This window comes from Variovorax paradoxus (assembly GCF_029919115.1).
Taxonomy (GTDB): Bacteria; Pseudomonadota; Gammaproteobacteria; order Burkholderiales; family Burkholderiaceae_C; genus Variovorax; species Variovorax paradoxus_O.
Map to the genome: position 1 here is coordinate 1,403,721 of NZ_CP123990.1, position 18,857 is coordinate 1,422,577.

The window sequence follows — 18,857 nt, forward strand, 5'->3', positions numbered from 1 at the left end:
CGGATGATGAACTTCATTTTTCGCGTCATTCTTCTGCTCCTGGGGTTGGTTTTCGCGGCCAGCCTCGCCGTCGCGGTCACGCTGCTGGCGGTCGTGTGGGGCGTTCGCTACGCCTGGGGGCGCATCACGGGCAAGCCCGTGACGCCCTGGATGGCTTCGATGGGCGGGCGCTTCAACCCTAGATCGGGCTTCGAGCGTTTTCGCAATGCGGCACAACCGGCGGAACCGAGCGCGGCCGACACGGCCAATGCGCGCGCTCGCGGTGAATCCGTGGCGCGTCCTGAACGCATTCGCGGCAGCGTCCGCGATGTGACCGACGTTTCTCCAAAATCGGTTTCGCGCGGCTGACCTGCTGCGCCGTTCGCCCTCAAAATCGTCCTCCTGCGACCGCCTGCAACAGGCGAACCCCGCTTTTCATCCAGGAGAGACATTCCATGACCCAACGCGACGTCTTTGTGGTCGGCACCGCCCGCACCGCCATCGGCACTTTCGGCGGTTCGCTGAAGGACGTGCCCAACACCCAGCTGGCCACCACTGCCGTCAAGGCGGCCATCGCGCGCAGCGGCGTGGCTGCCGATGCCATCGGGCACGTGGTGATGGGCAACGTGATTCCCACCGACGTGAAGGACGCCTATCTGAGCCGCGTGGCCGCCATCGACGCGGGCTGCCCCATCGAGACGCCGGCCTTCAACGTCAACCGCCTTTGCGGATCCGGCCTGCAGGCCATCGTGTCGGCGGCGCAGGCCATTACGCTGGGCGATTGCGACATCGCCATCGGCGGCGGCTCGGAGTCGATGAGCCGCGGCCCGTATTTCGACACCTCGGCCCGCTACGGCGCGCGCATGGGCGACGCGGTGCTGGTCGACTACATGCTCGGCATCCTGCATGACCCGTGGGAGAAGATCCACATGGGCATCACCGCCGAGAACGTGGCCGCGCGCTACGGCATCACGCGCGAGCAGATGGATGAGTTGGCCGTGGCCAGCCAGCAGCGCGCCGCCGCCGCCATTGCCGCAGGCCGCTTCAAGGAGCAGATCGTTCCGGTCGAGGTGAAAACACGCAAGGGCGTGGTGCTGTTCGACACCGACGAGCACGTGCGCGCCGACACCAGCGTCGACACGCTCTCGAAGATGAAACCCGCCTTCAAGAAGGACGGGCTCGTGACCGCCGGCAATGCGTCGGGCATCAATGACGGCGCCGCCGCCGTGGTGCTGGCCGAAGGCGGCCGAGTGAAGGCGCTGGGCCTGAAGCCGCTGGCGCGCCTGGTCGGCTATGCGCACGCCGGCGTGGAGCCCGCCTACATGGGCATCGGCCCGGTGCCGGCCACGCGCAAGGTGCTGGAGCGCACCGGGCTGAAGGTGAGCGACTTCGACGTGATCGAATCGAACGAGGCCTTTGCGGCGCAGGCCTGCGCGGTCATCAAGGAGCTGGGCTTCGACCCGGCCAAGGTCAACCCGAACGGCTCGGGCATTTCGCTCGGGCATCCGGTGGGCGCGACCGGCGCGATCATCACCACCAAGGCGATTGCCGAACTGCACCGCACGGGTGGCCGCTACGCGCTGGTCACGATGTGCATCGGCGGCGGCCAAGGCATCGCGGCCATCTTCGAACGGGTTTGAAGGCACACTTGCGGGCATGCTCCGCCCACCCATCCTGATCGACCCCGACGAGGTCGAGATCAGCGCCATCCGGGCGCAGGGCGCGGGTGGGCAGAACGTCAACAAGGTGTCGAGCGCGGTTCATCTGCGCTATGACATCCACGCGAGCTCGCTGCCCGCCGACGTGAAGGAGCGGCTGCTCGCGCTGCGCGACAGCCGCATCACGCAAGAGGGCGTCTTCGTGCTGAAGGCGCAGCAGCACCGCACGCAGGAGATGAACCGTGCCGACGCACTGGCGCGCCTGCAGGCCGCGGTCGACAGCGTGGCCACGCCGCCGCGCGTGCGGCGCCCCACCAAGCCCACCTACGGCTCGAAACAGCGCCGGCTCGAGGGCAAGAGCCAGCGCTCGCAGATCAAGAACTTGCGCGGTCCGGTGCGGGACTGACCGGCTTGCACCGCGCAGCCGCTTGACCTGAGGAGTCAGCCCGATCAGGCGCAACGCGACGAGCACCGCGGTGATCGCCTGGAGTTCAGGTGCATCGGCGTTCGGCAACAGCGGGGCTCCCAGCGGCAGGCGGGCCGGGCTAGTGGTCCGCACCAAGGCTTTAAGGCCCCGCTAAGCTGGCGGACACGAGCCGCAAGCACAATAGAGGCCATGAGAGCCCTCGTTTGCCGCGCCTTGCCGGCTTTTCTGCTAGCCCTGGGCGCATTGGCCCTGGCGGGCTGCGGACCGGCCTCAGACAGCCTCCCGGCTGCGGTCGGCGCAGTGCAGGAGCTCAAGTGGGAAGAGCTCATTCCCAAGAACTGGGACCCTACCAGGCGCTACCGCGACATCAGCCTGGAGTCGCTGCGAGACAACGATCCGCGCGCGGTGCAGATGCTCGACGAGATGCGCGCTGTCTGGGACAACGCCCCGGTCAACGTGGCGCTCGACGGCACTGCCGCTCGGCTTTCGGGCTTTGTGGTTCCGCTGGACAACACGCAGGGCGGCATTCGCGAGTTTCTGCTGGTGCCTTACTTCGGCGCCTGCATCCACACGCCGCCGCCGCCCGCCAACCAGATCGTGCACGTGATCGCGGCCGACGCGGTGAAGGGCCTGCATGCAATGGACACAGTGCGGGTCAGCGGGCTGCTGAAGGCGGCGCGCTATTCTTCGGCGGATATGGGCGTGAGCGGCTACGAGATCAGGTCGGCTTCGGTGGAGGCCCTGGTAGCGGCGCGCTGATTCGCTTCAGGCCATGCGCTGCGAGAGAAAGTCCAGAAACGAGGTGATCCGCGCCGACAACTGCGTGTTGCGGTAATACACCGCATTGACGGGCTGGCGCACGTCGACCGTCTCCTTGGACAGCACCTGCACGAGTGCACCGCTCGCGCGGTCGGCGGCGGTCATGAAATCGGACAGGCAGACGATGCCCACGCCTGCGAGCGCAAGCTGGCGCAGCGTTTCGCCGCTCGATGCGCTGAGCGTGGGTGCAATCGTCCATTCGTCCCCGTGCACGCCGCGCAGCGGCCAGCGGTTGAGCGATTCGGGTTGCGTAAAACCCAGCAGCGCATGGTCCGCGAGATCGGCCGCCTTGCGCGGTTTTCCTCGCGCCTCCAGATAGCCCGGGCTCGCCAGCACGCGCAGCCGGTGGGTGCCGAGCGGGCGTGCGTGCAGCGTGGAGTCGCGCAGCGGCCCGATGCGAATTGCAATGTCGGTGCGCCGCTCCAGCAGGTCGATGGGAAGGTCGTCGGTGTCCAGCTCGAGGCTGATCTGCGGAAACAGCCGCCGGAACTCCGGCACCAGCGGCACGATGGCATGCAGCATGAAGGGCGAAGCCGCGTTCACCCGCAAGCGTCCGGCGGGCTGCTGCCGGCGCGCGGCAAGCTGCTCTTCGGCCTCGTCGATGGCGTCGAGGATGGCACGCGTGCGCAGCAGAAAGGCCGCGCCTTCCTCGGTGAGTTCGAGCCGCCGCGTGGTCCGCCGCAGCAGCGTGGTTTCCAGCTTCTGCTCGAGCCGGCTCAGCGCGCGGCTGATGCCCGACACCGTCTGGGAGAGTTGCTCGGCCGCCGCGGTGATGGAGCCGGTGTCCACCACGGCGCGGAATGCGACCAGTTCTTCGATGGTGGTCTTCATGGCAAGACGTGCCGCGTGCTCAGGAGGCGGCTTCGCTCTGCAAGGGCGGCGGGGGCATTGGTTCGGCGGGCTCGGTCAGCGCCGCAAGTGCCTCTGCATCGGTGCGGTAGCTGAAGAGCATCGGCCCCGGTGCAAGGAGGCCGGCGCGCTCCAGCACCTGCATTGCCGGCAGCTTCAGGCCGCTCAGGTGCAGGCGCACGCCCTTGGTTTCCATCATCCGGCGGATGGAGCCGAACACCTCGGCGCCGGTGATGTCGATGCGATTGATCGGCTGCGCAAAGAGGCACACATCGGTCAGGTCGGGGCGCTCGGTTAGCGCGACGGTGAGCGCGCGCTCGAGCGTGGAGGCCGACGCAAAGTCGAGTTCGGCATCCATGCGCAGCGCATGGAGATGCGGCGCCAGCGGCGGCAGCTTCCAGAGGTGGCGGTCGCGCAGGCTGCCGTCGGGGTGCAGGCCCACTTCGATGATGCGTGGATGCAGGTGGCGGTACATGTAGTGCGCCATGCTTGCGAGCAGCCCGCCCAGCACGCCCCAGTAGATGCTTGGCGCGGTGGCAATGGTGAGCACGAAGGTGCCGAACGAGATGCCGGCTTCGATGCGCGACACGCGCCACAGCGCAACAAAACTCGCCGGCTTGACCAGCCCGAGAATGGCCGTGACCACCACCGCCGCCAGCACCGCCTGGGGCACGTGGTAGAGCAGCGGCATCAGCCACAGCAATGCGCCGGCCACCACGATCACGCTGAACAGCGTGGCCCAGCCGGTCTGCGCGCCCGCATACAGCGTAATGGCCGAGCGCGAGAACGACGAGCTGGTGGGAAAGGAGCCCGAGAAGCCCGAAGCCAGCTTGGCCAGGCCCTGGCCGATCAGGTCCTGGTTTTCGTTCCACAGCGTGCCGGCGCGCGCGTTGTCGACCTTGGCGCTGGACGCGGTTTCGAGAAAGCTCACCAGCGTGATCATCAGCGCGGGCAAGACCAGCGCGCTGAACGTGTTCAAGGGCAGAAGGCCCGGCCAGTAGAAGGAGGGCAGGCCCGAGGGGAGGCTGCCCACCACGGCGCCGCCGCGCAAGGCGTAGTTGATGGTCCAGCTGATGGCGGCGGCACCTGCCACCAGCGCCATGGTGGTCGGAAAGCGCGGCGCCAGGCGCTTGCCGAGCCAAAGCACGGCCATGCTGCCGAGTCCGAAGGCAATCGCGACCATGTCGGGCAGCGGGCCCCCCCGCAGCACCTGCGCAATGGTGCGGCCCGTGAATCCGAGCAGCGCCGGCAACTGCGAGATGGCAATCAGCACTGCCGCGCCCTGCGTGAAGCCGATCAGTACCGGTGAATTCACCAGCCGCAGGAGCCAGCCGAAGCGGCCCGCGCCCAACACCATCTGGATGGCCCCCGACATCAGCGTGAGCCACACCGCCATGGCCACCCAGTCGGTACTGCCGGGCACCGCCAGCGGCGCGAGCGAGGCGCCCACCAGCAGGCTCGTAAGCGCGGTGGGCCCGACCGACAGGCGCTGGGACGAACTGAAGATCACCGCAACAAGCGCCGGAAAAAGCGCCGCGTACACGCCGGTGACCAGCGGCATGCCCGCCAACGCCGCGTAGGCCACGCCTTGCGGAATGACCATCAGCGCCACGGTGATGCCGGCCATCGCCTCGTTGCGCAAGAGCGCGGCAGAGGGGCGGGGCCACGCGAGGCACGGAACCCAGCGCGCGATGCGGTGGCGCAAGGAAGACGATGAAGAGGAAGAGCGGGCGGCCGGATTCATGAAGCGTTACGAGCGCACGGCAGAAGCGGACGGCACGTGCGCGGGGGGCGAGGATGGAGAGGCGCCCGCCAGCATACCGGAGAGCCGGGGGCCGGCCGCCCCTCGCCCGCTGCTACTTGCTGCGAGGCGCGCGCTTTTCCAGCAGCGGCGCGCTCGCGCCTTGCACCCCGACGAGGCCCAGCACGGTGACGAGCGAGTTTTGCGCACCCTTCCAGCCGTCTGTCACGTCGATCCACTCGGACAGCGCATGGAAGCCGCCGGTCTTGCCGCCGGCACCGATGATGATCGCCGGGATGCCGAGCGACATCGGCACGTTCGCATCTGTGCTCGCGCCGGACAGCAGGGTCTTGTGGCCGAAGGCGGTGTTCGAGCGCGTGGCAGCCTCCACGATCACCGAATCGGCCTGCGTGCGGCCGCCGGGCCGGTCGCCGATCAGCCTGTTGCTGGCGCTCAGCGTGGTCACGTTCCAGCGCTTGTTCTCCTCGGCCACGGCTTCGTCGATGGCAGCGAGAATCTTCTTCTCGGTTTCGAGCAGCGGCGCCATGTCGTCCGAGCGAATGTCGATGGCCATGCGTGCATCCGGCGCGATGGTGTTCACCGACGTGCCGCCGCCCACGGTGCCGACGGTGAACGTCGTTTTTGGAAAGCTGGGCGTGCGAACCTCGGCAATCTTGGCAATGGCGCGGCCCATGCCGTGGATGGCGCTGGGCACCTGGCCGAAAGCCCCGAAGCTGTGGCCGCCAGGCCCCTTGAAGGTCACTTCGTAACGGTGGCTGCCCGTGCCCAGCATCAGCACCGTGCCGTCCGCCGCCGGTTCAAGGCCGACCATGCCGTCGATGTCGAGGTGGTCGCGGAAGATCGCCTTGATGCCGCGCAGGTTGCCCAGTTCTTCCTCGCCGACATTGCCCACGAACAGCAGGTCGCCCACCGTCTGAACCTTGTTGTCGTTGAGCACCTTGAGCCATGACAGCAGCACCGACAGGCCGCGCGTGTCGTCTGAAATGCCGGGTGCATACAGCTTGCCGTCGCGCTCCTTCACCTTCACGTCGGTGCCGGCGGGGAACACGGTGTCCAGGTGCGCAGAAACCAGCAGCTTGGGGCCGTTGCCGGTGCCCTTGCGAAGACCGACCACGTTGCCTTCGGCATCGATCCTTGCATCGGTGAGGCCCAGCGCCTTCATGCGGGCCAGGAAGGCTTCGGCACGCTTCTGTTCCTTGAAGGGAGGCGCCTCGATCTCGGTCAGCATCTTCAGGTCTTCGACAGCGCGCTCATGGTCGGCCTTGACCGCGTCGAGCAGCTTTTGGATTGCGGGCGAAGCCATGAGCTCCGTGTAGACCTTGTCGACTTCGGGCCGGACCTGTGCAGGCGTGGCCGTCACTGCGCCCGTTTGTGCGTGGACGATTCCGGCAGCACAAGCCAGGGCGAGAACGACGGGAGCAAGGCGAAAAGACGCGGGGTAGGGCATGGTGTGAGGGACTGTTTCGGGAATTGAAGAGCATGCGGCGCAAGAGGAGGCGAGGGCGCCGCCGGCGCGTCGCCGTCAGCAATTCTTCCGGGCATGGGGCTTGCCTGCTCTGGTTTAATCTTTGACCATGTCAGTTTTTCTAACCATTCAGCCATGCGCCGTCACATTCCGAGCACTCGGGCGTTGCTGATCTTCGATGCGGTGGCGCGCCACCATGGGGTAGGCAAGGCTGCCGAGGAGCTGTGCCTCACCCACAGCGCAGTGAGCCAGCAATTGCGGCTTCTCGAGTCGCAGATTGGCGTGCGGCTGGTGCAGCGCACCGCGCGCGGCACCGAGCTCACCGACGCCGGGCGGCGCTACCACGGCCAGATTGCCGGCGATCTGCTGCGGCTGCAGAACCACACGCTCGAAGCCATGGCGCAGCACACGGACGGCCTGCGCCTGATCGTGGGTGCGGTGCCGGTGCTGGCAGACGGTTGGCTACTGCCGCGCCTGCCGCAGTTCATTGCACGGCATCCGGGTTGCAGCCTGCACCTGCAGGTCTTTCCCACCGAGCTCTACATGGAAGACATGCCTTTCGACGTTGGTGTGCAGTACGACGACGCCGTGTGGCCGGGAGCCAATGCGCGGCCTCTGATGAACGAGTTCTGCGTTGCGGTGTGCTCGCCCCACGCGAAGGGCCGGGCCGCGATGGCGCGCGGCGACTTTCGTGCTGCGCCGCTGCTGCAGCTGCGCACCCGCATGGGCGCATGGGAAGAATGGTTCGCGCAGACGGCGCATGCACGGCCGCCTGAAAACCTGGTGGCGGGGCATCGCTTCGATCTGTTTTCGTCCCTGGTGGCCGCGGTGCGCGCCGACCTTGGCGTGGGGCTGGTGCCGCACTATTTCGTCGAGCGTGAGCTGCGCTCGCAAGAGCTGGTGCTGGCCTCCCCGCATCGGGCGCCGTCAAGCCGGGGCTACAGCGTTTTCATGCCGCCGAACAGGGCGGCCGACCCGCTGGCGGAGGCGTTCGTGGCGTGGCTCTGCGAGGCCGGGGCTCCGCAGCAGCTGCCGCCCGGTTAGGCGCGGCGGAAGAGCAGCACGGAGTTGGTGCCGCCAAAAGCGAAGGAGTTGCTCATGGCCGCTTCGATGGCTGGTGCGCTGGTGTCGTGCTGTGAGACGAGGTTCATGCTGCAGGCCGGATCGATCTCGTTGCAGTTGGCATTGGGCGGCAATTGCCTGCGGTGCAGCGCGAGCACGGTGATGAGCGCCTCGACGGCACCCGCTGCTCCGAGCATGTGGCCATGCAGCGCCTTGGTGGAGCTCACGCGCAGCCGGTCGAAGTCGTCGCCCCACACCTCTGCCAGCGCGTTGCGCTCGACCACGTCGCCGATGCGAGTGGCCGTGCCATGCGCATTGCAGTAGCCCACGTCGCGCGGCGCGAGTCCGGCCTGCCGCAGCGCCTGGCGCAGCGCGCGCGCCTGGCCCGGTGCGTCGGGCTTGGTGAGGTGGGTGGCATCGCTGCTCAGGCCCCAGCCGGCCAGCGTGGCATAGCTGCGGGCGCCGCGGGCGCGTGCGCGTTCGACGGATTCGAGCACCAGGAAGGCTGCGCCTTCGCCCAGTGCAAAGCCGCTGCGGTCGCTCGCAAACGGCCGCACCGCGCCAGCCGCTTCGCCGGGCTGGAAGGTAGCCAGCGTCTGCATGGCCTGCCATGCCAGCACCACGCCCGGCACGATGAGCGCCTCGCTGCCGCCGGCAATCGCCAGGTCGACTTCGCCGCGTTGAATGGCCTTGGCAGCCTCGGCAATGGCAATCGACGAGGACGCACAAGCGACCGAATAGGTGAGCACCGGCCCCTGCACCCCGTTGCGCATGGCCACGTGCGCCGCGGGCGCGTTGGGCATGAAGGCCGGAATGGTGAGCGGCGGCACGCGCATGCCGCCGCGGTAGGCCGCCTCGAGCGCCGCGGCGCCGCCCATGCCGCAACCGGCATAGACGCCGATGCGCTCGGGATCGGCGCTGGCACGGTCGAAGGCCGCGTCTTGCAGCGCAAGATCGGCGGCGGCCACGGCAAGCTGGCTGACCCGGTCGACGCCGGCGAGCTGCAGTTTGGTGAACCAGCGTGTTTCATCAAAGGCCACCGTGGCCGCGGCAGCGGGCTTGGGCAGCTCGGGAAAGATCGGGCGAATGGCCGACTGGCCATCGAGCAGCGCCTGGAACAGCGCATCGGGCTCGCCGCCGTGCGGCGCCATGACGCCTAGGCCGGTGACGCAGACCTCGTGGTTCACGCTGTTTTCGCGGCCCTGACCTTGTCGACCAGCGACGCCAACTCGCCCAGCGTGTCGATGTTCGCGTCGTCGTCGGGCATGGTGATGCCGAAGTGGTCTTCAATGGCGAACAGGAACTCGGCCAATGCCAGCGAATCGAGTCCGCCGGTTTCGCGCATCGATGCATTGGGGTCGAGCTTTGACGGCTCGATGCCGTACTTCTCGTGGATCAGGTCCTGCAATTCCTTCAGCGAACTCATCGTGCGATGCCTGTTGTCGTGTGCCAGCCGCTGATCGATCGCCACCCCTCAGGGTGCTCCATGGGATCGACCCCTTCCTCGCTCGGCTTGTGGGTCAGTGATGGCCAATGATATCCGCTCCCACCAAAGTATTGCCCCGGTTCCTGTACGCAGGCCGCCACCGCAGCGAGGGGAGCGCAAAGGCCGTTCCCAGCAATGCGCCGGCCAGCGCATCGAGCACCACATGCTGCTTGACTGCCAGCGTCGAGTAGGCAATGGCTGCAAACCAGATCCAGTTGGCAACGCGCAAGAAGACCGGCGTGCGGGCCTCGCGCAGCACGTGGTCCAGCCGGATGGCCGTGAAGATGGCCACGGCCACGTGCATGGAAGGACAGGCGTTGCCTGCGGCATCCACGCCCTGCAGCATCGCAAAGCCCGGGTAGCCGGACACGTCGATGGCAAGCGGCGGTATCTGCGTCGGCCAGAAGTAGAAGAGGCCAAGGCCCGTGAGGCACAACGCGCCGATCCACAGGCCATAGACCACCAGTTCGCGAAAGCCCAGCTGCAGTCCGGGCGCGACGCCCACATAGAACCACAGGGACAGGTAGGCGCCCAGCGTGTAGGGCTGGAACGGAATCAGCTGGTCCAGCGCAGTGAGCGGCATCACCACGACCGGATACGCCGGGTTGCGCAGCAGATGGAAGTAGCCGATGAAGAAGAGCCAGGTGAACGCCGTGGTGCCGATCGCCTTGAGCCAGAAAAGGGAGCGGATGCGCTCGCCGATGTCTGCGGTCCAGGTCAGGGGGCGATGCGATCGGGAAATTGGTGCCATGGGGCAGGTCGGTCGGGGTCCGTGGTTTCTTGGGCCCGCCGATCTTGCCAGAGCGCCGTGACGGATTGACGCGGGTCTGGCGGTTCAGGCGAGCGCGGCCGATCGCTTGCGGTGCTGGAACGAGGTTGGCGAGCGACCCGTGGCCGCCTTGAACATCGCGCAGAAAGCGCTGTCGGTGGCGTAGCCGCTGGCTGCCGCTACCTGGCTCACCGCCATGCCGCGCGCCAGCAGCGGCAGCGCGTGCGCCATGACGGCCTGCTGGCGCCACTGCTGCCAGCTCATGCCGAGCTGGTCGCGAAAGAGCCGCGCCACGGTGCGCTCGCTCGCGCCGATGGCGGCGGCGCGCTCGGCCAGCGTGGCCCGGTCGGCGGGATTGCGCAGCAGCGCTTCGCAGAGCTGGCGCAGCCGCTTGTCGGTGGGCAGCGGTACGTCGATGCGTATCTGGGTGGCACGCTCCAGCTCGTCGACCAGCAGCGGGGCGATCATGCGTTCGCGCTGGGGCGCATGCGGATCGGCCGGGGGCAGCCCGTCCGGCGTGGTGTCGAGCGCAAGCATCAGCGCGCGCAGCAGGGGGCTGATTTCAAGCACCTCGCACTTCTCCCACGGCGGGCCGAGCCAGGCATGCAGGTACACGGTGCGCAGCTCGGCGTCCTCGATCAGCATGATGCTGTGCGGCATGTTGGCCGGCACCCAGACTGCGCGAGAAGGGGGCACGATGTAGCTGCCATCTTGCGTGCTGAGCCGGATCACGCCGCGGGTCGAGAAGGTGAGCTGCGGCCACGGGTGCTGGTGCAGCTCGACGAAGGTGTCGGCGCTCAGGAAATGCTCCTTGGCGCGCAACGGCCGCACCGCGTCGGGCGCGTAGAGGTGCGGCGTGAGCGAGGCGACGCTGGTGACCGGTGCCACGTTCGGGCCGCGCGGCTTGGCGGCGCGGGGGCTTCCGGCGCCGGGCGAAAAAGGGGGAGAAACGGCGCTTGGCATGGTTTCGACAAATGTTGTCGCTGTATCGCCATTCTGCCGCGACCTGCGGGCATAGCATCGGTGCCTGCCCGGTTTTTTGTAGCAATCCATGTCTTCCTCATCCTCCCCGACAGCCGCTCCCTCTACCAATCTGCGCAGCGATGCCCAGCTGATCGGGCTGGTCGGCCTGGCCCATGCCATCAGCCACTTCAGCCAGTTGATCCTGGCGCCGCTGTTCCCCTGGCTGAAAGACGCCTTCAACGTGAGCTACACCGAGCTTGGCGCGGTGCTGACGGTGTTCTTCGTGGTGTCGTGCATCGTGCAGGCGGCTTCGGGCTTCATCGTGGACAAGCTCGGTCCGCGGCCCGTGCTTTTCGTGGGGCTGGGCGCGTTGGCGCTGGCGGCTTTCGGCTATGCGCTGGCCCAGAGCTACTGGATGCTGCTGGCCTGCGCGATCGTGGGCGGCATCGGCAACGGCGTGTTCCATCCGGTCGACTACACGCTCTTCAACCGCAAGGTGGCGCCCACGCGGCTCGGCCATGCCTATAGCGTGCACGGCATTACCGGCAGCCTGGGCTGGGCGCTGGCACCGGCCTTCGTGGTGCCGATTGCCATGGCCTATTCGTGGCGCGTGGCGCTGGCATCGGCGGGTGCGCTGGCCATTGTGGTGCTGCTGGTGCTCTGGGTTTACCGCAGCGTGCTGTCGCTCGATGTGAAGGCGGTGCAAAAAGCCACCGGCCACGGCGAGCCCGCGCCCATCGGCGGCGAGTTCGACTTTCTGCGCATTCCGGCCGTGTGGATGTGCTTCGGGTTCTTCTTTCTGTATGCCGTCGTGATCAGCGTGGTGCAGACCTTCGCGCCGGTGGCCGCGGGCCATCTGCATGCGGTGCCGGTCGCGCTTGTGGCGGTTTGCCTCACGGTGTACATGGTGGCCAGCGCGGCCGGCATGGTGGCAGGCGGCTTCCTTGCTTCCGATCCGTCGCGCTGCGAGCGCATCGTGGGCACCGGCTTCGGCATTGCGGCCGCCGTGGCGCTGGTGCTGGCCTTTGCGCAGTTTCCGCCGGTGCTGGTGCCGGTGCTGTTCGGCGTGATGGGTTTCGTGTCCGGCGTGGCCGGACCTTCGCGCGACCTGCTGGTCAAGCGCTCGACACCGCCCAACGCCACAGGGCGCGTGTATGGCGTGGTGTATGCGGGTCTCGATATCGGCCAGGCGCTGGCACCGCTGGTGTTCGGCCGGCTGATGGACCATGCCCAGTACACGAGCGTGATCGTCGGCCTGGCCCTGGTGCAGGGCGTGCTGATTGCCAGTGCCTTCAACGTGACGAAGGTGCGCCGCACGGCGCTGGTGCCGGCCTCGGCCTGACGTTCCGGGCGGCCGGCAGGGCGGTGGCCCGCCAGGCCGCCGATATCATCGGCCGCATGCAGGCCTTGTATGTGTATGTGATCGCCGGCGCCATGCTGGCGGGCTTTGTGCAGGGCTTGTCAGGCTTTGCATTCGGCCTGGTGGCCATGTCGGTCTGGGCCTGGACCCTGGAGCCGCAACTGGCCGCCGTGCTTTCGCTGTTCGGCGCGCTCACCGGCCAGTTGATTGCCGCTGTCACGGTGCGCCGCGCTTTCGACAGGCATGTGCTGTGGCCCTTCGTGCTCGGCGGGCTGGTCGGCGTGCCATTCGGCGTGTGGCTGCTGCCGCACCTTGCGCGGCTTCCAGCGCGACACGCAGCGCGCGGTGATCCAGAACTTCAATCTCTCGATGCTGCTGGTGGCGTTTGCAATCCACCTGGCGACCGGCAGCATCGGCCGTTCGATGGTGCCGCTGCTGGGCGTCGTGGCACTGGCTGTCGCGGTGCCGGTGCTGCTGGGCGCGCGGCTCTACATCGGCATCAGCGAGGCGGCGTTCCGCAAACTGGTGCTGGGGCTGCTGACAGCCTCTGGCGCGGCGATGCTGGCCTCGGGCGTGCCTGCACTGTTGCAGCGCGGCTGAGCAGCGGCTTGCGTCTCTATGCGGCGGGCGGCAGGATCTCGCGCACGCGCGCCCACGGCCGGCACATCAGCGTGCCGCGCGGAGAGACCACGATGGGCCGCTGCAGCAAGATGGGGTGGGCGACGATGAAGTCGAACAACTGGTCGTCTGTCCACTTCGGGTCGGCCAGCTTCAGCTCTTCATAAGGCGCTTCCTTCGTGCGCAACAGGTCGCGCGCGCCCATGCCCATGGCCTTTGCCAGCTCGCACAGCTTCTTCTTCGACGGCGGTGTTTCCAGGTAGAGAACGATCTCGGGTTCCACGCCGCTCTCGCGGATCAAGCCCAGCACGTTGCGCGACGTGCTGCAGTTGGGCTTGTGGAAGATGGTCATCGGATACGCAGTGGTCGGGGTGCGTGCGGTCATACGTCGTCGTCAGTCTTTCTGCACCTGCGGGTCCAACGAAAAGGGAAAACGCTCAGCCCAGAATTCGGCCAGCCGGGGATCGGCGTCCACACGCCGCACCACCTGGGCCATGCGCGGCGCCACGCGGTAGAAGCGCCTTCGGTGCGGCGTCCAGCGCGACAGCACGGTCACGTAGAGGTCGAGCATGCTGATCTTCTCGCCGAGCAGGTAGGGCGCGGGTTCGTCGATCTGCGTGTCCATCAGGTGCCAGCAGTGTGCAATGCGTTCGGCCGAACGTTCGAGCATCGCGGGCTGCGCTGCAGGGTCGGGGGTGAGCCGCGCCGGATCGTCGCGCACCCAGTACAGCGAGTAGATGGCCGCCGGCAGGTAGACCATCCAGCGCAGATATCGCGCACGCAGCGGATCGTCGGGCGCGGGGCAGAGCCCGGCCTCCGGATAGCGATCGCCAAGCCAGATCAGGATGGCCGCGCTCTCGGTCATTACCTCGCCCGAAGGCAGCACGAGTGCGGGCACCTGGCGCATCGGGTTGATGCCCGACACGCGCTCGCGCTCGGATTCGCCCTCCCACGGAGAGACGTCGACGGTGTCGACCTGCGCACCGATCAGCGTCAACGCCGCATGAACGGGCGTGGCGCCGGAACCGGGCGCACCGTAGAGGGTGTAGCGGTCGTTCGAAGGAGCGGATGAAGAAGTCATCCGCCCAGATTACTGCAGCCGCGTGCCGGTTGTCACGCGGTGGCCAGCAGCGCGCCGACCTTCTTCAGGCCTTCGAGCGTCTTCACGCAGGCCTCGGCCACTTCGGTGCCCTTGACGGCAAAGTGGCGGTGGAAGTACTTGCGATGCTCCACATGCTCATGGAAATGGTGCGGCGTGAGCACGGCCGAGAAAATCGGCACGTCGGTTTCGAGCTGCAGCGACATCAGCGTGCTGACCACGGTACTGGCCACGAACTCGTGGCGGTAGATGCCGCCGTCCACCACCAGCGCGCAACCCACGATGGCGGCGTACTTGCCCGAGTTGGCAAGCCGTTTGGCGTGCAGCGGAATCTCGAAGGCGCCGGGTACATCGAACACGTCGATGAGGTCGCGTGCCACGCCGAGCCGTTCCATTTCGGCAAGGAAGGCGTCCCGCGCCTGGTGGACGATGTCGGAATGCCACTGCGCCTCGACAAAGGCGATGCGCTCGCCGCGCGGATTGCCCGACGCGTTGATGGCGGAAAGGGGAAGGTCGTTGATCTGACTCATGGTGTGCCTCTTGAAAGCAGGTTTCCTGAATCAGGGCGCACGAAACCGCACGCCAGACCACGCGCCATTGCACCGGAGACGGCAAAGCGCGCGGGCCAGCCCGCATTTTCGCGCTCTCTTTCATCCGGACTGTGACCGTCGGCTTCGGAATTGCACCGAAATCTGCTGACCCCGCAGCCTGTTTGTTGCAGGCCGCGGGCGCTCGCGGGCTCGTGCGGTTCATCTCTCGAAGAAGCCGCCATTACCGCCGGTGGGGAGTTTCACCCCGCCCTGAGAACGCTTGCCGTCCGGCATGCCGGGCGACGGCGCGATTCTAGGAGCGGGCGCCGACATGGGTTGTCGCCCGCGCGCCAGACCTTCTGCGACGCGGGGATTTTCTTTGCAGACGACCGCGGTTCAGCGCTTCATGAGGAACTGCGTCATGCGCTGCAACTCGTCGTCCAGCGCCGCACTGAAGGCCGCATCGCGCGGCTTGCGGTCAACATAGCCGAACGCAGGATGCAACCGGCCTTCAGGTGCGGTGACGTTGGCCCAACCGATGACGCGGTCGTGCCAAAGGAGCGGCAGCGCGTAATAGCCGAACTGCCGCTTGGGCGCCGGCATGTAGGCCTCGAACTTGTATGTCCAGCCCCACAGCAGCTCGAAGCGGCGGCGGTCCCATACCACGGGGTCGAACGGTGCGAGCAGGCGCACTTCATCATCGGGCGCATGACGGCGCGAGGTCGGGTTCTCGCCGGCCGGCCAGTACCAGGTGGTGCCCTCGATGCGGCAGCTAGCGAGTTCTTCACGTGCAAGGCGCAGCGCGGCCTGCGTCTGCGCCGACAGATGCGGCGCGCCGTAGCCGAGCAGCCGCACGAGATAGGTCAGGCTCGCAGCCGGCAGCGGCGCGTATTTGCGCACCACCAGATCGATGAGCGCAGCGGCCCTCTGCGCGCGGCCGGCGGGGCTTTCGTCCGCGGGCGCATGCGTAACGGCTTCGTAAACACGCGTGCCGCTGTCGCGCCGCACCACGCGCAGCATGCCGCGATAGTGCAGGCCGTCCAGCAGCCGCGTCGTCGCATTGCTGGACCCGCCCCAGTAGTTCTTGACGCTGCCATGTGCAAAGTGCTGTTCGACTTCACGCGGATGCACCGGCCCGCGCTCGCGCACGAAAGCCATAACATCGGCTGCCTTGCGGCGGGTATCTGCGTCCCACGGCTGCCTGGGTTCACGCGGATGCATCAGCGCCAGATGCTCACGCGGCAAGAAGCCGTAGTTGACGAGGCAGTCTTCCTCGATGGCCAGGCGCGTGTAGCGGCTTTCAAGATCGCCCGCGCGGTAGTCTTTTACGCGGTGGCGCAGCGTCAGGTCTTGCGCACGTGCAGGGGCGCGGATCGGGTCTGCCTGAACAAAGCCGAGTTGGCGGATCGCGCCGGGGAGAGTGGTGGGCTTGAAGAGCGTGCGGGCTATTGCATAGCGACGCAGGTCGTCGAGGGTCGGAGTAGCCATGGGCGAATTGCAGCACAAGTGGCTGTTTTTCGTAGCGCTGCTGTTCGGGGCGGCGCACCCGCCGACGGGGTACCTTTCTCCGCGAATGTCCCCCGGCCTGCGGCCTCCTCCTTTTCCCCCGGCCTGCGGCCTCCTCCTTTATTTCGCTGCGCAAGGCACCCCATCGACGTGTGCGTGATCCAGAGCAGTCGTTGATCAGCGGTTCACCACGAGCGTGCCCAAGTGCACAGGGCATCGGGTGCTCCCGCAGCGAAATAAAGGAGGAGGGGCGAAGCCCCGGGGGACATTCGCGGAGGGGAGTACCCGGTGGCCTTTGCACACGCCCTGAACACGACCCCGAATGCGCCCACAGGCAAAAAATTCAAACAGCCTGTTTATGCCGCTCGATACACACATCGAGCGTCTCGTCACCGCTCCGCTGCCACCAGTCGAGGTTCGAAAAGATCTCGACTTCGCTGAACCCCGCAAAGCCCGCCTCTTCGACCCAGCCGCGGATCTTCTTGAGTTCCACGACGCCGTCGCCCATCATTCCGCGGTCAGACAGCAAGTCGCGTGTCGGCGTCAGCCAGTCGCAGACGTGGTACGCCAGCAGGCGCTCGCGGCCGGCGCGGGCGATCTGCTGCTGCAGCTTCGGGTCCCACCACACATGGTAGATGTCCAACGCCACGCCGAGCATGCCGCTCTTGCTTGCATCGAGCTCGTCGCAAATGTCCAGTGCATGTTCGAGCGTGTTGATGCAGGCGCGGTCGGCTGCTTGCATGGGGTGCAAGGGCTCTATGGCCAGCGGCATGCCGACTTCGCGGGCGTACTCCAGCGATGCGGCGATGCCGTCGCGCACTTCGCCGCGCGCGCGGCCGATGTCCTTGTAGGCTGCCTTGCCTTCGAGCGCGCCGGGCAGCGCGCCGACCACCAGGACCAGGCAGGGCGCATTCAGCGTCTTGGCCTCGTCGATGGCGCGTCGGTTGTCGTCTAGCGCCGCCTTCAGGCCTGCCGCATCGGGCGCGGGAAAGAAGCCGCCGCGGCAGTAGCCAGACAGACCGATGCCGTGCGTCTTCAATTGCTTCGCGATCTTTTCGAGCCCGACGGCGGCCACCTGGTCGCGCCAGGGGCTGATCGCACGGATGCCGCGTTCGGCGCACTGGTCGATGATGCGGTCCAGCGGCACCTCGGCGCCCATCTGTTTGCGGATGGTCGCCGTGTTGATCGACAGCCAGTCGTGGTTCTGGGAGAAATTGCGCATGGGTCAGTGCCCGCCCGGCCGCCCGAAGGGCACTGAGCGCCCCCTCGGGGGGCAGCGATACACGCAGTGATGAGCGTGGGGGCGCATGACTAGCCTTCCACGCCGTGCAGTGCGAGCAGCGTCTTCATGCGACGCACCGCCAATTCCGGCTGCTCCAACAGGTTGGCCGCATCGGCCAGCCGGAACAGTTCGGCAAAGTGCTGCAGCGACCGCGTGCTCTGCTGGCCGCCCACCATCGTGAAGTGCTTCTGGTGGCCGTTGAGCCAGGCCATGAACACCACGCCGGTCTTGTAGAAGCGCGTGGGCGCCGCAAAGATGTGGCGCGACAGCGGCACCGTCGGGCCGAGGATCGCGTGGAACTTCTCGGTGTTGCCTTGGGCCAGTGCGCCCAGCGCTGCACTCGCGGCGGGCGCGATGGCGTCGAAGATGCCCAGCAGTGCGTCGCTCTTGCCGTGCGTAGGCTCTCTACCGAAGCCGTCGCCGGCAATCAGCTCGGCGTAGTTGAAATCGTCGCCGGTGTACATGCGAACACCTGCCGGCAGGCGGCGGCGCATCGCGATTTCCTTGTCCTTGTCGAGCAGCGAAATCTTGATGCCGTCCACCTTGTGCGGATGCGCGGCAATCACGGCGAGCGCCGTGTCCATCGCTGCGTCCACATCCTTGTTGCCCCAGTAGCCTGCAAGGGCCGGGTCGAACATGTCGCCGAGCCAGTGCAACACCACCGGCTGTTTGGCCTGGCTCAGGATGCGGTCGTACACGCGCTCATAGTCGGCCGGGCTCTTGGCCACGCGGGCGAGGGCGCGGCTGGCCATGACGATCAGCTTGCCGCCAAGCGCCTCGATGGCGGCCATCTGCTCTTCATAGCCGCGGATCACATCGTCGACGCTCTTCACATCGTCGATGTTCAGGTGGTCGGTGCCGCAGCCCGAGGCTACCAGCGCGCCGGGCACGTCCTTCGCCGCGTCGAGCGAACGGCGGATCAGTTCGAGCGAGGTCGGCCAATCCAGGCCCATGCCGCGCTGCGCGGTGTCCATGGCTTCGGCCACGCCCAGGCCCAGCGAGAACAAGTGGCGGCGGTAGGCGATCGTGGTGTCCCAGTCGACTGCAGCCTGCAGCCACGGGTCCACCGCGGCCAGCGGATCGGCCACCACGTGCGCGGCCGAATAGGCGATGCGGTTGAACTTGACGCCCGCTTCAGGCTTGACCGGCGCGGTGCCGCGCAGGGCGTAGGGCGCGAGCGAGCCGCTCGCGGTGGGAAGGGTCAGCGAAAGTGCCATGCTGCC

Annotated in this window: 19 protein-coding genes, 1 pseudogene and 1 riboswitch; of the genes and pseudogenes, 7 read left to right on the top strand and 13 right to left on the bottom strand. The window is 67.2% G+C overall.

Annotation, left to right across the window (positions count from 1 at the left end; all coding sequences use genetic code 11):
* The first annotated feature begins 3 nt into the window (after positions 1-3).
* The 4 genes from QHG62_RS06930 (at position 4) to QHG62_RS06945 (ending at position 2,823) form a co-directional block, all read left to right on the top strand.
* Positions 4-348 (top strand): hypothetical protein, encoded by a 345-nt coding sequence (locus QHG62_RS06930; protein ID WP_281150142.1) that lies wholly within the window; start codon positions 4-6, stop codon positions 346-348.
* An 86-nt stretch (positions 349-434) separates the two neighbouring features.
* Positions 435-1,619, top strand: a complete 1,185-nt coding sequence (locus tag QHG62_RS06935; protein ID WP_281150143.1) for an acetyl-CoA C-acyltransferase family protein — start codon at positions 435-437, stop codon at positions 1,617-1,619.
* A 16-nt stretch (positions 1,620-1,635) separates the two neighbouring features.
* The gene (gene arfB / locus QHG62_RS06940; protein ID WP_281150144.1) at positions 1,636-2,043 is read left to right on the top strand and encodes an alternative ribosome rescue aminoacyl-tRNA hydrolase ArfB; all 408 of its coding nucleotides are present in this window, start codon (positions 1,636-1,638) and stop codon (positions 2,041-2,043) included.
* A 210-nt stretch (positions 2,044-2,253) separates the two neighbouring features.
* Positions 2,254-2,823 carry a DUF3299 domain-containing protein gene (locus QHG62_RS06945; protein ID WP_281150145.1) on the top strand — a complete coding sequence of 190 codons (570 nt, stop codon included), beginning with the start codon at positions 2,254-2,256 and terminating at the stop codon, positions 2,821-2,823.
* A gap of 6 nt (positions 2,824-2,829) precedes the next feature.
* Here the strand turns inward: QHG62_RS06945 and QHG62_RS06950 are convergent, their stop codons facing one another.
* The 3 genes from QHG62_RS06950 to QHG62_RS06960 form a co-directional block, all read right to left on the bottom strand.
* Positions 2,830-3,714, bottom strand: coding sequence for a LysR family transcriptional regulator (locus tag QHG62_RS06950; protein WP_281150146.1), 885 nt, complete (start codon positions 3,712-3,714; stop codon positions 2,830-2,832).
* Positions 3,715-3,733: 19 nt separating this feature from the next.
* Positions 3,734-5,476 carry a SulP family inorganic anion transporter gene (locus QHG62_RS06955; RefSeq protein ID WP_281150147.1) on the bottom strand — a complete coding sequence of 581 codons (1,743 nt, stop codon included), beginning with the start codon at positions 5,474-5,476 and terminating at the stop codon, positions 3,734-3,736.
* 112 nt (positions 5,477-5,588) lie between these two features.
* Positions 5,589-6,941 (bottom strand): M20/M25/M40 family metallo-hydrolase, encoded by a 1,353-nt coding sequence (locus QHG62_RS06960; RefSeq protein ID WP_281150148.1) that lies wholly within the window; start codon positions 6,939-6,941, stop codon positions 5,589-5,591.
* 153 nt (positions 6,942-7,094) lie between these two features.
* Here QHG62_RS06960 and QHG62_RS06965 point away from each other — a divergent pair, with 153 nt between their 5' ends.
* Complete coding sequence (locus QHG62_RS06965; protein WP_281150149.1) at positions 7,095-8,003, top strand: LysR substrate-binding domain-containing protein; 909 nt, start codon at positions 7,095-7,097, stop codon at positions 8,001-8,003.
* Here the strand turns inward: QHG62_RS06965 and QHG62_RS06970 are convergent.
* The 4 genes from QHG62_RS06970 to QHG62_RS06985 form a co-directional block, all read right to left on the bottom strand.
* The gene (locus QHG62_RS06970) at positions 8,000-9,208 is read right to left on the bottom strand and encodes a beta-ketoacyl-[acyl-carrier-protein] synthase family protein (RefSeq protein WP_281150150.1); all 1,209 of its coding nucleotides are present in this window, start codon (positions 9,206-9,208) and stop codon (positions 8,000-8,002) included. The two genes, QHG62_RS06965 and QHG62_RS06970, sit on opposite strands and share 4 nt — an antisense overlap.
* The gene (locus QHG62_RS06975) at positions 9,205-9,447 is read right to left on the bottom strand and encodes an acyl carrier protein (protein WP_281150151.1); all 243 of its coding nucleotides are present in this window, start codon (positions 9,445-9,447) and stop codon (positions 9,205-9,207) included. The genes QHG62_RS06970 and QHG62_RS06975 overlap by 4 nt, the downstream gene beginning before the upstream one ends.
* A 94-nt stretch (positions 9,448-9,541) precedes the next feature.
* Entirely contained in the window at positions 9,542-10,258 is a 717-nt protein-coding gene (locus QHG62_RS06980) for a phosphatase PAP2 family protein (RefSeq protein ID WP_281150152.1), read from the bottom strand.
* An 84-nt stretch (positions 10,259-10,342) separates the two neighbouring features.
* Positions 10,343-11,239, bottom strand: coding sequence for an AraC family transcriptional regulator (locus QHG62_RS06985; protein ID WP_281150153.1), 897 nt, complete (start codon positions 11,237-11,239; stop codon positions 10,343-10,345).
* Between the two features lie 88 nt (positions 11,240-11,327).
* Here QHG62_RS06985 and QHG62_RS06990 point away from each other — a divergent pair, with 88 nt between their 5' ends.
* Entirely contained in the window at positions 11,328-12,581 is a 1,254-nt protein-coding gene (locus tag QHG62_RS06990; RefSeq protein ID WP_281150154.1) for an MFS transporter, read from the top strand.
* A gap of 56 nt (positions 12,582-12,637) precedes the next feature.
* Positions 12,638-13,199, top strand: a pseudogene (locus tag QHG62_RS06995) (sulfite exporter TauE/SafE family protein).
* A gap of 16 nt (positions 13,200-13,215) precedes the next feature.
* Here QHG62_RS06995 and arsC read toward each other — a convergent pair.
* The 6 genes from arsC to QHG62_RS07025 all read right to left on the bottom strand — a co-directional run bounded on the left by arsC (position 13,216) and on the right by QHG62_RS07025 (position 18,851).
* Positions 13,216-13,602 (bottom strand): arsenate reductase (glutaredoxin), encoded by a 387-nt coding sequence (gene arsC / locus QHG62_RS07000; RefSeq protein WP_281150155.1) that lies wholly within the window; start codon positions 13,600-13,602, stop codon positions 13,216-13,218.
* Between the two features lie 9 nt (positions 13,603-13,611).
* The gene (locus QHG62_RS07005) at positions 13,612-14,298 is read right to left on the bottom strand and encodes a glutathione S-transferase family protein (protein ID WP_281150156.1); all 687 of its coding nucleotides are present in this window, start codon (positions 14,296-14,298) and stop codon (positions 13,612-13,614) included.
* A gap of 32 nt (positions 14,299-14,330) precedes the next feature.
* On the bottom strand, positions 14,331-14,846 hold the full coding sequence (locus QHG62_RS07010) for a 6,7-dimethyl-8-ribityllumazine synthase (RefSeq protein ID WP_281150157.1): 516 nt from the start codon (positions 14,844-14,846) through the stop codon (positions 14,331-14,333).
* Between the two features lie 108 nt (positions 14,847-14,954).
* A riboswitch (FMN riboswitch) is annotated at positions 14,955-15,128 on the bottom strand.
* Between the two features lie 114 nt (positions 15,129-15,242).
* Positions 15,243-16,334 carry a DNA glycosylase AlkZ-like family protein gene (locus QHG62_RS07015; RefSeq protein WP_281150159.1) on the bottom strand — a complete coding sequence of 364 codons (1,092 nt, stop codon included), beginning with the start codon at positions 16,332-16,334 and terminating at the stop codon, positions 15,243-15,245.
* Between the two features lie 361 nt (positions 16,335-16,695).
* Positions 16,696-17,574, bottom strand: coding sequence for a sugar phosphate isomerase/epimerase family protein (locus tag QHG62_RS07020; protein WP_281150160.1), 879 nt, complete (start codon positions 17,572-17,574; stop codon positions 16,696-16,698).
* An 89-nt stretch (positions 17,575-17,663) separates the two neighbouring features.
* Positions 17,664-18,851 (bottom strand): dihydrodipicolinate synthase family protein, encoded by a 1,188-nt coding sequence (locus QHG62_RS07025; protein WP_281150161.1) that lies wholly within the window; start codon positions 18,849-18,851, stop codon positions 17,664-17,666.
* Positions 18,852-18,857: the final 6 nt, after the last annotated feature.

Bases quoted from the DNA above. Each gene is read 5' to 3' on its own strand.
- QHG62_RS06935 (WP_281150143.1), top strand. From the start codon at position 435: ATGACCCAACGCGACGTCTTTGTGGTCGGCACCGCCCGCACCGCCATC.
- arfB (WP_281150144.1), top strand. From the start codon at position 1,636: ATGCTCCGCCCACCCATCCTGATCGACCCCGACGAGGTCGAGATCAGC.
- QHG62_RS07015 (WP_281150159.1), bottom strand. From the start codon at position 16,334: ATGGCTACTCCGACCCTCGACGACCTGCGTCGCTATGCAATAGCCCGC.
- QHG62_RS06945 (WP_281150145.1), top strand. From the start codon at position 2,254: ATGAGAGCCCTCGTTTGCCGCGCCTTGCCGGCTTTTCTGCTAGCCCTG.
- QHG62_RS06955 (WP_281150147.1), bottom strand. From the start codon at position 5,476: ATGAATCCGGCCGCCCGCTCTTCCTCTTCATCGTCTTCCTTGCGCCAC.
- QHG62_RS06975 (WP_281150151.1), bottom strand. From the start codon at position 9,447: ATGAGTTCGCTGAAGGAATTGCAGGACCTGATCCACGAGAAGTACGGC.
- QHG62_RS07020 (WP_281150160.1), bottom strand. From the start codon at position 17,574: ATGCGCAATTTCTCCCAGAACCACGACTGGCTGTCGATCAACACGGCG.
- QHG62_RS07010 (WP_281150157.1), bottom strand. From the start codon at position 14,846: ATGAGTCAGATCAACGACCTTCCCCTTTCCGCCATCAACGCGTCGGGC.
- QHG62_RS07005 (WP_281150156.1), bottom strand. From the start codon at position 14,298: ATGACTTCTTCATCCGCTCCTTCGAACGACCGCTACACCCTCTACGGT.
- QHG62_RS06990 (WP_281150154.1), top strand. From the start codon at position 11,328: ATGTCTTCCTCATCCTCCCCGACAGCCGCTCCCTCTACCAATCTGCGC.
- QHG62_RS06965 (WP_281150149.1), top strand. From the start codon at position 7,095: ATGCGCCGTCACATTCCGAGCACTCGGGCGTTGCTGATCTTCGATGCG.
- QHG62_RS06960 (WP_281150148.1), bottom strand. From the start codon at position 6,941: ATGCCCTACCCCGCGTCTTTTCGCCTTGCTCCCGTCGTTCTCGCCCTG.
- arsC (WP_281150155.1), bottom strand. From the start codon at position 13,602: ATGACCGCACGCACCCCGACCACTGCGTATCCGATGACCATCTTCCAC.
- QHG62_RS06980 (WP_281150152.1), bottom strand. From the start codon at position 10,258: ATGGCACCAATTTCCCGATCGCATCGCCCCCTGACCTGGACCGCAGAC.
- QHG62_RS06950 (WP_281150146.1), bottom strand. From the start codon at position 3,714: ATGAAGACCACCATCGAAGAACTGGTCGCATTCCGCGCCGTGGTGGAC.
- QHG62_RS07025 (WP_281150161.1), bottom strand. From the start codon at position 18,851: ATGGCACTTTCGCTGACCCTTCCCACCGCGAGCGGCTCGCTCGCGCCC.
- QHG62_RS06985 (WP_281150153.1), bottom strand. From the start codon at position 11,239: ATGCCAAGCGCCGTTTCTCCCCCTTTTTCGCCCGGCGCCGGAAGCCCC.
- QHG62_RS06930 (WP_281150142.1), top strand. From the start codon at position 4: ATGATGAACTTCATTTTTCGCGTCATTCTTCTGCTCCTGGGGTTGGTT.